The organism is Bradyrhizobium sp. HKCCYLRH3061, assembly GCF_051168015.1.
Lineage (GTDB): Bacteria > Pseudomonadota > Alphaproteobacteria > Rhizobiales > Xanthobacteraceae > Bradyrhizobium.
On sequence record NZ_JBNPUE010000005.1, the window covers coordinates 186,098 to 200,616 of the forward strand.

The following is a 14,519-nucleotide window of genomic DNA, read 5'->3' on the forward strand; positions in this document are numbered from 1 at the left end:
CACAGCGAAGCGGCTCGCCGACAATCGATGATGACCTCGTCCCTGCATCAGAGAACCGCGATCGACGTCGCGATGTCGATACGCCGGTCCACACCGTCGGCGATGGTGATTCACAGCAGCCTGACGCTCACCTTCGCCTTGCCGGTGTTGTTCGGATAGAATGCATCGTACACCCAGGGTAACCCGATCACCGCGTCGTTGACATAGAGGAACAGCTCGCCGCCGCGGTCGGCCTTGAACCTCGCCTTGTAGGCTTGAGGTGTCGTGTTGGGCGCGGGAACGGGGTCGAGGAAATATTCGTCGACGCCGGTCTCGCCGACCCTGGCGATCAGCCGATACCACGGCCGGAACAGAACGCGGCGCAGCAGGATGCCTGCGTAGAACTTCAAGCGGGCGTAGCCCTGGACCGTCGAGGTGCGATAGCCGGCGGGCGTGACCGGCCGCCCGGCGTCCTCCCACGGATCGGTCATTGTGACGATGATCTCGTAGGAGAAGCCGGGACGGACGCTCAAGCCGGTGGGCGCGCAGACCGCGTCGGTCGAGAAATCCCGGGCATCCTGCGGAATGCCCTTGTCGACCGCGACGAGCTCGCGGGCAGGGGTACCATGGCATAAGGCGCCCATCGAGTCCGCGGCGTTGAACAGGAAGTGACTGATCAGCGTGGCCGCGAGCCACACGGTGCCGGCTGCGAGGAAGAACGGGCCCACATGCCGCTTGCCGTTCCTGATGACGAACTGATAGGCGCGATTTGTCCGGAGCGCGTAGATGGCCCGATGCACCAGGCCGGACGGCATCGGGGGCGATGCGCGTTCGCGCCAGATCACGCGCATCCGGTCGCCGATGCGGTCGCTGAGGAACGTCCCGAGCGCAGTCAGTACGACCAGGATGATGATCCCGCCGGCGAACCATTCGGGGTTGGCGGCGTACCAGTCCGTCCACCAGTGCAGCGAGTTCGGCAGGAACGATTCGACCAGCCGGACGGCTTCGGAGACCATCCTGATGCGGGAGGCGTATTCGTGCGTGCGATCGAGGTCGTGGAACAGCCAGAACGCCGCGAGGTGGAGCGAGGCCGCCAGCGTCGCGAAATAAGCGAGGCGTCTGAACCACACCAGATTCCACAGCTTTTCCTGGGCCGCGAACCGGGCCGCCGCGCCGGCCGGCGTTTCGAACGTGGTCGGCCCGAGCGGCGTCAGCGTGCCGTCGTAGCGGACGATCAGGTAGTTGTCGGGCAGCCCGATGGGCGCGTAGGCGTTGCAGCCGCTGTCGATGCGGTCGAAGACGCTTTCGTGGATCTTCGGCATCGGCACCTGCACGCCCGCGGCTGGGTCGTTGCAGAGGTCCGACACCTTGCGCGGGCCGTAGCGATAGTAGGAGCCGAGCCCGGAGCGCGAGTTGTACAGGCGTCCGTCCTTGTCCTGGGACGTGACGATCGACCTGATCGCATCCGGATCGGCCTCGGGCGCGGTCTTGAAGATCAGGCCGCGCTTGATGGCCTCGCCGACCAGCCAGGTCAGGGGGACGAAGGAGACGGAATCGTCCGGATAGCCGCCGCCGACATTGCCGTGCATGCCGACGAACCAGACCTGAACCAGCCGTTCGTCATCGATCGTCCTGGCATCCTGCGGCTTGGTCTCGCCGGCCTCGGTCCAGAGCACCGGATGGAAGGTCGTTCTCTCGTCGTCGAGCGCGAGCGCGTGGCGCGCGCAGGTCACCCGCGGGTTGAGCACGCGATTGGGCAGCTCGAGCGGCCACACCCAGTTGGAGATGCCTCGCGTCATCTCGTCGATCGGCAGTCCGTAGGCGGCGACGGTGTCCCACAGCCCGATGAACTCGATCGCCGGGAGGCGTTTTCGCTCGAGGAGGTCGAGAGATTTGCGGCCCATGATGCGGTCGATCACCGGCACCAGCACATGATCGCGAAGCCAGCGGAACGGCACCTCGATCCGCCAGATCGAATGGTAGCCCTTGGCGCGATAGGCGCGATAGGCCTTCACGGCGCCATCGTGCAGCTCGGCCTCGGTGCCGGCAACGATCAGGCCCTGGTCGAGCATCAGCGCGGCCAGCACCCGCACGGTGAAGGCGCCGCGGCTGAAGCCGAACAGATAGATCTTCGAGCCGGTCTCGTGGTCGTAGTTGCGACAGACGAACTTGTAGGCATCGAGAATGTTGCGCTTGAGACCGAAGCCGAACGCGCCGCCGAGCAGGGCGAGAGGGATGAACGACGATGTGCCGACGCCGTCGTCGTACTTGGCCGCCTGGGCATTGCTCTGCAGGTCGAGCGCCTGGAACATGCGCCAGACGTTGGTCCGCCACACGCTCGACGCGGCGTTGCCGGTCCCGTCGGACAGGATGATGATCTTGGGACTCGCCATGCAAAGCACCCCGCTCGACATTCCCCCGGTCGAGAGGCGGGAGCGTAATACGGACGATCGAGAAAGCAACCTGAGATGGTGTGAGGCTTTCCGCGGCGTGGCCGGAGGATGCGGGACGCCGCTGCAGCGACGCGGCGACCCGAGGACGAAAATGCACTGCGCTGCCACCGAAATGCCGACATCACCGAAATGCGGTTGCCGTGGCCGTTCATCGCCCTTCAGGCGGGGTTGATGTGCTCGACGAGATGTGCGCGCGAGGGCGCTCGGTCGAAGGGATCGCTGAAATATTGCGTCTCATGCACCACTTTGCCGTCGCGGAATTCCATGATGCTCACCACGTAGGAGGGCACGTCGTCATAGGTCAGGACCAGTTCGGTGACCCAGAGATCGCCGCCGCCGATGATCCGCTGCACTGTGAAGCGCTTGTGGTTGGGCTGGACGAAGCGACTTTCCTGAATGTTGCGCCGGCTGCGGATACGCTCGCCCGATTGCGGATAATCGAGCACGGCATCGTCACGATAGATGGCGTGCTCGGCGTCGAAATCGTTGGCGTCCGATGCATCCCAATGGTGCTGCAGGGCAGCGCGCGTGGCGCGGTCGTCCATGGCAATCTCCCATTCAGGTGCACGCTCTGGTTGCGGAGCGTGCGTCGACAGGCCAGAGAACGGCGCATCCTCAAGGCGTTCGCGCGTTGATGCGGGCATCCCCAGGCTTCGCAGTCGTGATGCATCATAGGACGATGGCCGACGTGTCACCACTCCGATGCGAACGGCGGGAGATGCGAAGGAACGAGCTCTCCGCGTGAGTGGCTCCGCGCAACAACGCTGCCGCCGTCACGCCGGCCGCGTCGCGATCCAGATCACGTGGCGGGCGCCGCCGCCGCGGCCGGTGGCGCGGATGTTGATCTCCTCGGCGGCAAAGCCTGCTTTGCGCAGCCGCGGCGCAAAGCGCTCGTCCGGGTGTGACGACCACACCGCCAGCACGCCGGCGCGGCGCAGGGCGGTGAAGGCGGTGCGCAAGCCCGAGGAATCATACAGCGCGTCGTTGGATTGCCGCGTCAGTCCCTGAGGGCCGTTGTCGACGTCGAGCAGGATCGCGTCATAGGTGCCGCGCGCGGCGGCGATCAGCTTCACGACGTCGCCCTCGTGGATGTCGACGCGTGGATCGGCGAGGCTTGCGCCGGACAACTCGGCCATCGGGCCGCGGGCCCAGGCGATCACCGCGGGCACCAGCTCGGCGACGGTGACGCGGGCCTGCGGACCCAGCACCTTCAGCGCGGCGCGCAAGGTGAAGCCCATGCCGAGGCCGCCGATCAGCAGCCGCGGAGCGGGCGCGGCCTTGATGCGGGCGCAGCTCAGGGTCGCCAGCGCCTCTTCGGATCCGTGCAGCCGGCTGTTCATCAGCTCGTTCGCGCCGAGCTTGATCGAGAACTCCTTGCCGCGCTGCATCAGCCGCAGCGGCTCGCCGCCGCCGGGGACGTCCGCGGTGTCGATCAGCTTCCAGGGAATCACGGGCGTCTCGCGTCAGTTGGATTACGCTATGTCAGGCGGCGGAGTCGCCGCGCTGGGCCGCTGCTTACCACATTGCCTGCATCCAGCACCAAGGGCGACGCCACTGTTGCGACGGCCTGCATGGCGCCGTCGCGCATCATTGCGGTGGCGACACCAGCATCCAGACGCCCGCGGCACTGAAGGCGATCCCGGCCGCGCGCGCGACCCATCGTCCGAACGGAGCGACTTTCTCAAACAGCACGAGCAGGGTCAGGAGGGCGATCCACGTTACGTTCATGACGCCACCGACGAATAGCAGCGCCATCAGAGCCCAGCAGCAGCCGACGCAATAGCCGCCGTGCCGGAGGCCCAATAGCAGGCACCCGCGCAGGTCGCCGCGAAAGCCGCCGTGGCGCATCAGGAACAGGAGCGGCGACTGGCATTGGACGAGGCAGGCGCCCTTCAGCGGTGTCCACTGATAGACGCCCGCGGCGATCAGCACGGTGGCGCCGAGCACGTGGCTGTCGATCGCCATCCGCGAATCCAGCAGGGCCGTCCGCTCCACACCCCATTGCAGCACGGTCGCCAGCAGCGAAAAGCCGCTCCAGGCGAGCAGATAGCCGGCCGCAAACCAGCCGGTCGCAGCGAACGGCTGGCCCTGCGCGCGGCCCTGTCGACCGACACGGGCGTACATCAGGATCATCGGCGCGGCCGACGGCGCCATCATCCCGACCATCATCACCACCCACATCAGGAACACATAGGCAAACTCGATCGCGCGCCACGACTCGCTGGCCGGCAACATGATGCCGATGCCGGCCGGGATCATGCGGAAGCCGGTCATGTCCATGCCGCCCATGTCCATGTCGTTGGCGAGCCAGACAACATAGGCCCATGACAGGGCGACCATGATTGCGATCGCGCCGCCGACGATCCAGCGATCGCGCCGCAGCACGGCTTCGAGGGCGCTGCCAGTCATCTGCAAGGCGGGTTGCCGGCCTTGCGTCACGTCGATCTAGGCCTGGTTGGACCAGCTGATCGACGCGTACAGGCCGTTCTTGCCGGAATTGTCCCAGCGCATGCCGTGATCATTGTAGGTGTTGCCCGCTGCGCCGACGGCGAGCGCCATCCTGTCCGGGCTGACGGGATGGCCGATGTTCACCCACATCTCGCCGCTCGGATGCATGGTCGGCAGCGGTTCGACGGACATGTGCAGGATGTCGGCGATCTCGGCGGATCGCGTCTTGCCGTCGATCCGGAAGGTGATGGCGGCTTTGCGCACGCCGAGATTGGTGCTGATCAGCGGCGTGAACGCAGCCATCGGGCCGCCGGCGGCGCCGGTGAAGATCGCGGCCATCGCCTCGGTCTGCGGATCGTCGGCGCGCTGATCGACGTATGCGGCGATCGACCAGTCTCCCTCCGCCATCACGCCGGGCGCATGGAGCATCACCGCCGCGTTGAGGCCGTCAAGCGCGACATCGCCATAGCGGCCGGTGTCGATGTGGAACAGCAGCGGCACGTTGCAGAACCCCTCGGTCGGCTGCGCGGTCAGGGGAGGCGCGGCCGACATCAGGCACGGACACAGCAGGCTGCAGCTGCAATTCTCGAAATAGTCACCGGACAGGTGCCAAGCGACTGGGTCTGCCATCGCCGCCTCCCGCTAGGTCTCACCGACAACGTGCTCTGGAACGCACGATCTCAGGTTGAAAGCTACGCCGCGTCGCGACGTGCCGCAAGCCGGTCATTTGTTCCTCTCCACGTCAGGGGGGCCGGCCCACTGGCTGGCTCCGGCCGCGATCGGTCGCAGGCCGCGGTGGTCGAGGACTCCGGTCAGCCGCCCGTCACGCTCATGTGCCGGCTGACGCTCGGGCGGTTGTGGCGGCGGTCGATGATGAAGTCGTGGCCCTTCGGCTTCAGGCCGATGGCGCGGTCGATCGCGTCGCTCAGCTGCTCGTCGCTGGCCGAGGCGCGCAGCGGCTTGCGCAGGTCGGAGGCGTCCTCGTGGCCGAGGCAGGTGTGCAATGTGCCGGTGCAGGTGACGCGGACGCGGTTGCAGCTCTCGCAGAAATTATGCGTCATCGGCGTGATGAAGCCGATCGTGCCGCCGGTCTCCGCGACGCGGACGTAGCGGGCGGGGCCGCCGGTGGTCTCGTCGAGATCGGTCATGGTGTAGGTCTGGGCAAGACGCCCGCGCAGCAGCGACAGCGGCAGATACTGGTCGATGCGGCCTTCACCGATCTCGCCCATCGGCATCACCTCGATCAAGGTCAGCGCCATGCCCTTGCCATGCGCCCAGTCGATCAGCGCGGGGATCTCGTCCTCGTTCATGTTCTTCAGCGCGACCGCGTTGATCTTCACGGCGAGACCCGCAGCGCGCGCCGCCTCGATGCCGGCCAGCACGCGGTCGAGGTCGCCCCAGCGGGTGATGGCGCGGAATTTGTCCGGGTCCAGCGTGTCGAGCGAGACGTTGATGCGGCGGACGCCGCAATCGGCGAGCTCGGCGGCGTATTTGGCGAGCTGCGTCGCATTGGTCGTCATCGTCAGCTCGCTGAGCGCGCCGCTCTTCAGGTGCCGCGACAGCGAGCGTACCAGGCCCATCACGTTGCGCCGGACCAGCGGCTCGCCGCCGGTGAGCCTGAGCTTCTTGACGCCCTTGTGGATGAACGCCGAGCACAGCCGGTCGAGCTCTTCGAGCGTCAGCAGGTCGGCCTTCGGCAGGAAGGTCATGTCCTCGGACATGCAGTAGAAGCAGCGCAGGTCGCAGCGGTCGGTCACCGAGACGCGCAGATAGCTGATGCGGCGGCCGAACGGGTCGGTCATCGGGCGCGTCAGGGCGGTGTCACTCAACGTCTCTGCGGTCATGGAAAGCCTTGATGGAAAGCCTTGATGCAAGCCTTGGCTGGTGGCGGCCCAGGTGGCGGCGATGCCACGCGGCGGCCGCGCAAGCGCGGCCGGATGTCGGTCTCACGACAATCTAATCATGATCGCCGCGCCTCACAATCATCGACGTTGAAACGTCGATGCTGCAATGCAGCTTCGCCTTGGCAAGGGGACGCGCGGGACGATGGCCCGTTATTGCCGTCCCGGCGCGGGGGCGGGGAAGGCGGACCCGGTGGTCGCCGGTGCTTCCGGCGCAGCGGCGGATTTCGGCGGCTTCGGCTTCTTCGGCCGCATGTGCTTGACGGCCTTGGGCGGCGCACCCGGCATCGGCTGCAGCTCGGCGACGACCGGGCTCGGATCCATCACCACCGGCGGCGAGGTGTTGAAATCGCCGGAGTTGCGGATCACCTGCACCGGGATGGTCGCGGGCTGGTACTTGTCCATCGTGAAGGTGACGCTGAAGCCCGCATCGGGCGCCGGCACCGAGACGGTGCAGGGCGTCTTGCAGCCCGGTCCGAGCGAGGTCTTGGCGTCAGCGCCCGGCGGCACGGAGTCGAGCTGCACGGGTACCTCGGGCGCGGCCATCTTGAAGCTGTCCATGGAGAAGGACGAGCAACCGGCCAAGCCGGCTCCCGCAACCGCAATTGCGATGACACGCCGCATCATGATGTCCGCCCCACAACCCTGCGGCCATCGGCCGCAATCCCAGGGCGACCATAGGAGCGTCAGAACAGCGGCGCAACTGCGGTCAACCCTATTCTCAACAGAACGTTAACGCACCCCAAGGTGCGGATTCAGGTCGATCGGGCAGGGAGTTAGGGCGCGATGCGGCAGTCGAATCGCAAGTCCGCTCAGGTGATCCGGAGCGATGAGCCGAGGGCCGTGACGGCTGCCGGCAGCTCGCGCATGTGGTCAATCAGGTGGTCCGGATTGAGCTCCGCGATCGGTACGTCGGTATAGCCGAAGGTGCAGCCGATCACCGGCACGCCGGCGCGGCGGGCGGCGCCGACGTCGGTGCCGGCATCGCCGACCATGATCGCGGCCCCGACCTCGCCGCCGGCCTGCGCGATGGTCTGGCGCAGGATCGTCGGATCCGGCTTGGCAACGCCGAACGTGTCGGCGCCGCAGATCGCGGCGAAGCGGGAGGACAGGCCGAGCTGGTCGAGCAGCCGCCTGGACAGCCATTCCAGTTTGTTGGTGCACACCGCGAACTGGCAGCCGCGGCCGGCGAGCTCGTCGAGCGCCGCCTCCAGCCCCTCGAAGGGGCGCGATTCGATGGCGATGTTCTTGGCGTAGAAATCGATGAAGTCGACCGTGAGCCGCTCCATGTCGGAGGGACTGGCGAAGCGGCCTTCCGCCTCCAGCCCGCGCTCGAGCAGCTTGCGCGCGCCGTGCCCGATCATCTTGCGGGCCGAGGCCAATGGCACCGGCCGCAGCCCTTCGCGCTGCAAGATGTGGTTCAGCGCGTTGATGAGGTCCGGCGCCGTGTCGACCAGGGTGCCGTCGAGATCGAAGACGATAGTGCTGGAGATGGCCATCGGTATCCGCTAGCGGCCGGCTCGCGTCCGTGCAAGGGCCTCGCAATGGCTTTTTGTCCGATTTCGTGGCCGGCGAGAGCTAGGCCCCGCGTCAAAACATCGCTAGATATGCGCCGGCTTTCGGCCCCGGCTTGTGGGGGCCCTGGGTGCGAAGGGCGGGTTCCTTGGTCGACATGGATGCATTGAAGCGGCAGGCGGCGGCGCGTGCGCTGGAGGAGGTCGAGAGCGGCATGAAGCTCGGTCTCGGCACCGGTTCGACCGCGAAGCATTTCGTCGATCTGCTCGGAGAAAAGGTGCGCGCCGGCCTCAAGATCGTGGGCGTGCCGACCTCGGAGGCGACGCGCGCGCAGGCGCAGGCGTGCGGCGTGCCGCTGACCACGCTCGACGAGATCGACCGGCTGGACATCACCATCGACGGCGCCGACGAGATCGATCCGGCGCTCGATATGATCAAGGGCGGCGGCGGCGCGCTGCTGCGCGAGAAGATCGTCGCCAGCGCCTCGGATCGCATGATCGTGATCGCCGACGACAGCAAATGGGTGGCGCAACTCGGCCGCTACCCGCTGCCGGTCGAGGTGGTTCCGTTCGGCCTCGCCGCGACCCAGCGCGAGATGCGTGACGCCTTCGCCACGGCCGGCGTGTCCGGGCCGATGAGCCTGCGCAAGTCCGCAGACGGCCACGTTTTCGTCACCGATGGCGGCCACTGGATTATCGACGTCCGCCTTGGGGAGATCGTGGATCCCCCGCGCCTGGCGGACCTTTTGAGCGCAATTCCGGGCGTGGTCGAGCATGGGCTGTTCATCGGCCTCGGCAGCACGGCGATCCTGGCAGGCGCACAGGGAATTCGCGTTATCCAGCGGCCCTGAGCGCGGCACGAGGCTGCGCTCAGGGCGGCAACTCACAGGAGACTTGGAATGAAGAGCGTGTTCAGAATCTTGCCGGCCGCCGGACTCGTGCTGGCCCTGGCCTCGGCAAGCCCGGTTGCGGCACAGGGCCAGGCACCGGCGCTGAAGCCGGCCTCGCCCGCCTGCATGGCCGGCGCGCGCGAGATTCTGGGGATGAAGAACGCGGCTGCGATGTACGCCAATGCCGTCCCCGGCATCGTGCAGCAGACCAAGCAGGCGCTGCTGCAGTCCAATCTCAACTACCAGAAGGACCTCGACGAGGTCGCCGTGGTGGTCGCGCAGACCTATGCCGGCAAGGAGAAGGAGATCGGCGAGAAGATGGCGCAGATCTACTGCAACGAGTTCTCCGACCAGGAGATCGCCAACCTCGTCGCTTTCTACAAGTCAGCCATCGGCCAGAAGCTGCTTGCGGCGGAGCCGAAGGCGATCCAGATGAGCATGCAGGCGATGAACCTGTGGGCGGCGGAGTTCTCCGACACCGTCACCGCACAGTTCCGCGCCGAGATGCGCAAGCGCAACAAGCCGATCTGAGGCTTGCGGCCGAAAGGCCAGGTCGGGGGAGAGATGGCCGAATTCGACGTCGACCTGTTCGTGATCGGTGGCGGCTCGGGCGGCGTGCGCGCCGCCCGCATCGCGAGCGGCTATGGCGCCCGCGTTGTTATCGCCGAGGAATACCGCATGGGCGGCACCTGCGTGATCCGCGGCTGCGTGCCCAAGAAGCTGTTCGTGATCGGCTCGCATGTCCGCCAGGAGATCGCCGACGCCGCGGGCTTCGGCTGGACCATCCCGACCGCGACCTTCGACTGGCCGACGCTGATCAGGAACAAGGACAAGGAGATCGCGCGGCTCGAGGCGGCCTACACCAGCAACGTCGAGAAGTCCGGCGCCAGGATCGTCAAGACCCGCGCGGTGCTCGAGGACGCCCACACCGTGCGGCTGACGACCGGCGAGACCATCCGCGCCAAGTACATTCTCATCGCGACCGGCGGCGCGCCCAACCACGGCACGCCGATTCCCGGCATCGAGCACGTCATCTCGTCCAACGAGGCGTTTCATCTCGACGAGCTGCCGCGCCGGATCGTGATCCAGGGCGGCGGCTACATCGCGCTCGAGTTCGCCTGCATCTTCGCCAATTTCGGCTCCGACGTGACCGTGGTCTATCGCGGCGACAACATCCTGCGCGGCTTCGACGAGGACGTCCGCAAGCATGTCCGCTCGGAGATGGAGAAGGAAGGCATCACCATCCTTACCGGATGCACCGTCACCAGCGTCGACAAGCACGGCCAGGACTACACCACCCATCTGTCGAACGGCTCCAGCATCGCCTCCGACAAGGTGATGTTCGCGATCGGCCGCCATCCGGCGGTGGCCAATCTCGGCCTGGAGAAGGCCGGCGTCGCCATCAATCCCCGGAACGGCGGCATCGCGGTCGACGCGTTCTCGCAGAGCTCGGTGCCGAGCATCTACGCGATCGGCGACGTCACCCATCGCTTCAACCTGACGCCGGTCGCGATCCGCGAGGGCCACGCCTTTGCCGACACCGTGTTCGGCGGCAAGACCGTGCGCGTCGATCACGCGGACATTCCGACCGCCGTGTTCTGCCAGCCCGAGGTCGGCACCGTCGGCCTGACGGAAACCCAGGCGCGCGAGCTGCACGACCGCGTCGACATCTACAAGACGAATTTCCGCCCGATCAAGGCGACGATGTCCGGCCGCGACACCCGCGTGCTGATGAAGCTCGTTGTCGACGGCACCAGCGACCGCGTGCTCGGCTGCCACATCGTCGGCGACATGGCTGCGGAGATCACCCAGGCCGTCGCCATCGCCATCAAGATGAAGGCGACCAAGGCCGATTTCGACGCCACCATCGCGCTGCATCCCTCGGCTGCCGAGGAGCTGGTGACGATGCGCACGGTGACCGAGCGCCACGTGCGGCAGGCGGCGGAGTAGGACGCCGTCTGCTTCTTGGCGCTCGTGCGCAGCCGGCCTCCGTAGCGACTGCGGTGGCCAGTGCTCACGGTCTGACGACGGTCCACACCATGGCCGATCGGGCTTGCCATCTTGGAGCCGTTCAGTGAACGGGCGGTTGGAGAGCGACCAGCATGTCCCAGGATGATTGCCTTGCGACCTATCCGCCGCTCAACACCCTGAAGCTTGTTGCCGAGAACATCTGGATCGTCGACGGGCCCGTGATCCGCTTCGGCATTCCCGGGCTGAATTTTCGTTTCCCACCCGCATGACCGTGGTGCGCTGCGCCTCCGGCGATCTGTTCATCCACTCGCCCACGCCGTTGACGCCGGCGCTGCGGGCCGAGATCGACCGGGAAGGCCGCGTGCGCGACATCATCGGTCCGAATCGCATCCACTATTGGTGGATCCCCGACTGGCAGGCGGCGTTTCCCGACGCGGCGATCTATCTGGCACCTGGCATTCGCGCGCAGGCGAAGGGCCGCATCGACTTCGAGGGCAGGCCGCTGGATCGCAGCACTGGCTATCCGTGGGATGATGAGATCGCGACCTTGCCCGTCCTCGGCAGCTATATGACGGAGGTCGTGTTCTTCCATCGCCCGTCGCGCACGCTGATCCTGACCGATCTGATGGAGAATTTCGAGCCGGCCAAGATCGGCGCCGGCCTGGCGCGCTACCTAAGCTGGATCGGGGGCGTCGGTCCGCCGCATGGCGGCCTGCCGCGCGATCTCCGGCTGACATTTACCTGGCGGCACCGACGCGAGTTGCGGGCGGCGGTCGAGACCATGCTGGCGTGGCACCCCGAGCGGATCGTGATCGCCCATGGCGCCTGGCACCCGGCTGACGGCACCGAGATCCTGCGCGAGGCATTCTGCTGGTTGCTGCGGCCTCGAACGGCCGGCATGGCCTCACGAGACCGGCCGTCGTGAAGCCGTGCTTTTCTCCTCCCGCGACGGACGTATAAGCTCGTGCCATCGAGGTTGGCGAGGGCGGACGGATGCGGCAATGGATGAGGCTGGTGCTGGCCGGATGCAGCGTGCTGTTCCTATGCAGCCCGGCGCTCGCCGACACCCGCATCGCGCTCGTCATCGGCAATTCGGCCTATCGCGCCGTCAGCCGGCTCGACAATCCCAGACATGATGCCGCGCTGATGGCGCAGACGCTGGCCGGGCTCGGCTTCACCCTGGTCGGCGGCGGCGCCCAGCTCGATCTCGACGAAACCGCGATGCGCAGGGCCGTGCAGGAGTTCGGCGCCAACGCGCGCGGCGCCGACGTCGCGCTGGTGTACTACGCCGGTCACGGCGTGCAGGTGCGCGGCGCCAACTATCTGGTCCCGGTCGACGCCAATCCGACCCGCGAGGCCGACGTCGATTTCCAGATGCTCGACGTCAATGTCGTGCTGCGGCAGATGGAGAGCGCGGGCACCAAGCTGAACCTCGTCATCCTCGATGCCTGCCGCAACAATCCGTTCGGCGGCCGCGGCCTGCGCGACGCCGGCAGCGGGCTTGCGCAGATGCGCGCGCCGGAGGGCACGCTGATCTCGTTCGCGACCCAGCCCGGCAACGTCGCGCTCGACGGCCGCGACGGCAACAGCCCGTTCACGAAGGCCCTGGCCGAGACGATCAAGCAGCCGGGTCTCGACATCTTCAAGACCTTCAACCAGGTCGGCCTGGAGGTGAAGCGGGCGACCGCTGGAAGCCAGCAGCCCTGGGTGTCGAGCTCGCCGGTCGACGGCGACTTCTACTTCGCGGGCCAAGCGTTCGCGCCGGCCTCGACCGCGCAGCCGGCGCCGTCGTCATCCGATCCGGCCGAGCGGGCCTGGGCGGTGACGCAGAACACCAGCAGCATCGCCGTGCTCGAGGATTTCGTGCGCCAGTTCGGCAGCACGCCATACGGCTCGATGGCGCGCGCCCGCATCGAGGAGCTGAAGAAGACCCAGACCGCGGCGCGTCCGGCGGAGACTCCGACCGAGCGTGCGCAGGCGATCCTGCCCAACCCACACCTTATGCCGCGCGTGGTCAAGCGCAACGTCTCGCAGGGCTATCTCAACCTGCGCAGCGAGCCCGGGCAGAAATCCAGCATCCTGACCCGCATTCCGGCCGGCGAGACCGCGATGGTCGGCGGCTGCGTGATGCCGGGCGACGGCATCAGCCGGTTTCCGTCGTGCCGGGCGGTGTGGAACGGCGTCGTCGGCTGGGTGTCGTCGAACGGGCTGGAGTGAGCAGTCCCGCACCCTCAGCGCATCGCCGCTCAGATCGCGCTTGTACACCACCCCGCTCGCAATGACGGGCCAAGCTGCTGTCTCGTCAACCGGCCTGCCGCGCGTTGCGCGGTCGTGCGAGATAGGGCATCGCGAACATGTAAAGCCCCGTGCAGAGCAGCACGATCAGCGGGACAAGCGCGAGCAGGCCGATCCAGAAGGCCGGCTGCGTCTGCGTCATCGCCGCGATGTTGACGATGACGCCGAGCGTGAAGGCGATGGACACCCAGCGATGCACCTGCCGGATCGTGTTGCTCCAATTCATCTGTTTCTTTCCTTGATGATGAGTTTTCGTCCGGTTCGGCTCAGTCGAGCCGCGCCAGAGTCTGCTCCAGGCCGTCGAAGAACTTCGGCCAGCCGTAGCTTGCGCCCTGATAGGCGCGGGTCTGATCCGGTCCGAAGCCGGTCTGCTCCATGCGCAGATGCGTGCCCGCCGCTGTCGGCGTCAGCGTCCAGGTCACGACGCTGTCGAGGCCGAGCGCCGCCCAGCTGTAGGACAGCGTCCTGTGCGGCTCGACAGTCGTGACCTGGCAGTCGACCACGCCCCAGTCGGCCTTCAGCTTGAAGCGATGACCGGCCGCCGGCACGAAATCATTAGCCATCAGCCACTCCGCGATCAGATGCGGCTGCGTCAGCGCGCGCCAGAGCTTTTCCGGCGGATGCGCGAACTCGCGTTCGACGACGACGGTGCGGGTTTCCGGCGCGGCTTTCGTCATTGATCCATCCTGTTGAGAAGATTTTCCAGGTCATCGAACCGGCTCTCCCAGAACGCGCCCATGCGGCTGGTCCAGTCGAGCAGGGGAGCGAGCGCCTTCGGCTGCGCGCGATAATGCGTCTGGCGGCCTTCGTGGCGCTCGCGCACGAGGCCGGCTTGCTTGAGCACGCCGAGATGTTTCGACACGGCCGGTTGCGACACGCCGGCCTTGGCCGTCAGCGCGCCGACGGTCTGCTCGCCATGCCGGCACAGGCCCTCGAAAATGGCCCGCCGGGTCGGGTCGGCAAGTGATCTGAACAGGAGGTCGGGCGATCGCGCCATTTTATTCATAACCCGTTGGTTATGGATAAACTCATAACCGCAAAGTTATGAATAGGTCAAGCATGAATTCT

At 66.7% G+C, this 14,519-nt stretch carries 17 protein-coding genes; 6 read left to right on the forward strand and 11 right to left on the reverse strand.

Annotated elements, in window-relative coordinates; translation table 11 throughout:
* Positions 1 to 110 precede the first annotated feature (110 nt).
* From ACQR2C_RS11575 to ACQR2C_RS11610, 8 genes are all read right to left on the reverse strand, one after another.
* Entirely contained in the window at positions 111 to 2,372 is a 2,262-nt protein-coding gene (locus ACQR2C_RS11575) for a DUF2235 domain-containing protein (RefSeq protein WP_434881162.1), read from the reverse strand.
* Between the two features lie 218 nt (positions 2,373 to 2,590).
* Positions 2,591 to 2,977, reverse strand: coding sequence for a nuclear transport factor 2 family protein (locus ACQR2C_RS11580; RefSeq protein WP_434881227.1), 387 nt, complete (start codon positions 2,975 to 2,977; stop codon positions 2,591 to 2,593).
* Positions 2,978 to 3,205: 228 nt separating this feature from the next.
* On the reverse strand, positions 3,206 to 3,883 hold the full coding sequence (locus ACQR2C_RS11585) for a spermidine synthase (RefSeq protein WP_434838967.1): 678 nt from the start codon (positions 3,881 to 3,883) through the stop codon (positions 3,206 to 3,208).
* A 136-nt stretch (positions 3,884 to 4,019) separates the two neighbouring features.
* Positions 4,020 to 4,841, reverse strand: coding sequence for a DUF2182 domain-containing protein (locus tag ACQR2C_RS11590; protein ID WP_315803069.1), 822 nt, complete (start codon positions 4,839 to 4,841; stop codon positions 4,020 to 4,022).
* 36 nt (positions 4,842 to 4,877) lie between these two features.
* Entirely contained in the window at positions 4,878 to 5,510 is a 633-nt protein-coding gene (locus ACQR2C_RS11595) for a DUF1326 domain-containing protein (RefSeq protein WP_316180653.1), read from the reverse strand.
* A 182-nt stretch (positions 5,511 to 5,692) separates the two neighbouring features.
* A complete protein-coding gene (gene moaA / locus ACQR2C_RS11600) occupies positions 5,693 to 6,724 on the reverse strand; it encodes a GTP 3',8-cyclase MoaA (protein WP_434846613.1) in 1,032 nt (343 codons plus the stop codon).
* Positions 6,725 to 6,934: 210 nt separating this feature from the next.
* The gene (locus ACQR2C_RS11605) at positions 6,935 to 7,327 is read right to left on the reverse strand and encodes a hypothetical protein (RefSeq protein WP_315803169.1); all 393 of its coding nucleotides are present in this window, start codon (positions 7,325 to 7,327) and stop codon (positions 6,935 to 6,937) included.
* A 266-nt stretch (positions 7,328 to 7,593) separates the two neighbouring features.
* Positions 7,594 to 8,280, reverse strand: coding sequence for an HAD-IA family hydrolase (locus tag ACQR2C_RS11610; RefSeq protein WP_434881163.1), 687 nt, complete (start codon positions 8,278 to 8,280; stop codon positions 7,594 to 7,596).
* Positions 8,281 to 8,453: 173 nt separating this feature from the next.
* Here ACQR2C_RS11610 and rpiA point away from each other — a divergent pair, with 173 nt between their 5' ends.
* The 6 genes from rpiA to ACQR2C_RS11640 all read left to right on the forward strand — a co-directional run bounded on the left by rpiA (position 8,454) and on the right by ACQR2C_RS11640 (position 13,373).
* The gene (gene rpiA, locus ACQR2C_RS11615) at positions 8,454 to 9,146 is read left to right on the forward strand and encodes a ribose-5-phosphate isomerase RpiA (RefSeq protein ID WP_434839087.1); all 693 of its coding nucleotides are present in this window, start codon (positions 8,454 to 8,456) and stop codon (positions 9,144 to 9,146) included.
* 48 nt (positions 9,147 to 9,194) lie between these two features.
* Positions 9,195 to 9,716, forward strand: coding sequence for a DUF2059 domain-containing protein (locus ACQR2C_RS11620; protein WP_316216219.1), 522 nt, complete (start codon positions 9,195 to 9,197; stop codon positions 9,714 to 9,716).
* 33 nt (positions 9,717 to 9,749) lie between these two features.
* Positions 9,750 to 11,135: a glutathione-disulfide reductase gene (gene gor / locus ACQR2C_RS11625; protein ID WP_434881164.1), complete on the forward strand. Its 1,386-nt coding sequence runs from the start codon at positions 9,750 to 9,752 to the stop codon at positions 11,133 to 11,135.
* A gap of 152 nt (positions 11,136 to 11,287) precedes the next feature.
* Complete coding sequence (locus tag ACQR2C_RS11630) at positions 11,288 to 11,425, forward strand: hypothetical protein (RefSeq protein ID WP_434881165.1); 138 nt, start codon at positions 11,288 to 11,290, stop codon at positions 11,423 to 11,425.
* Positions 11,422 to 12,081, forward strand: a complete 660-nt coding sequence (locus ACQR2C_RS11635) for a DUF4336 domain-containing protein (RefSeq protein ID WP_434881166.1) — start codon at positions 11,422 to 11,424, stop codon at positions 12,079 to 12,081. The genes ACQR2C_RS11630 and ACQR2C_RS11635 overlap by 4 nt, the downstream gene beginning before the upstream one ends.
* A gap of 68 nt (positions 12,082 to 12,149) precedes the next feature.
* Positions 12,150 to 13,373 (forward strand): caspase family protein, encoded by a 1,224-nt coding sequence (locus tag ACQR2C_RS11640; protein WP_434838973.1) that lies wholly within the window; start codon positions 12,150 to 12,152, stop codon positions 13,371 to 13,373.
* Positions 13,374 to 13,458: 85 nt separating this feature from the next.
* Here ACQR2C_RS11640 and ACQR2C_RS11645 read toward each other — a convergent pair whose 3' ends face one another.
* The 3 genes from ACQR2C_RS11645 to ACQR2C_RS11655 are packed head-to-tail and all read right to left on the reverse strand — an operon-like array spanning position 13,459 to position 14,448.
* The gene (locus ACQR2C_RS11645; protein WP_434881167.1) at positions 13,459 to 13,677 is read right to left on the reverse strand and encodes a hypothetical protein; all 219 of its coding nucleotides are present in this window, start codon (positions 13,675 to 13,677) and stop codon (positions 13,459 to 13,461) included.
* Between the two features lie 40 nt (positions 13,678 to 13,717).
* Entirely contained in the window at positions 13,718 to 14,128 is a 411-nt protein-coding gene (locus ACQR2C_RS11650) for an SRPBCC family protein (RefSeq protein WP_315803078.1), read from the reverse strand.
* The gene (locus ACQR2C_RS11655) at positions 14,125 to 14,448 is read right to left on the reverse strand and encodes an ArsR/SmtB family transcription factor (RefSeq protein ID WP_315803079.1); all 324 of its coding nucleotides are present in this window, start codon (positions 14,446 to 14,448) and stop codon (positions 14,125 to 14,127) included. Before ACQR2C_RS11655 ends, ACQR2C_RS11650 begins: the two co-directional genes overlap by 4 nt.
* Positions 14,449 to 14,519: the final 71 nt, after the last annotated feature.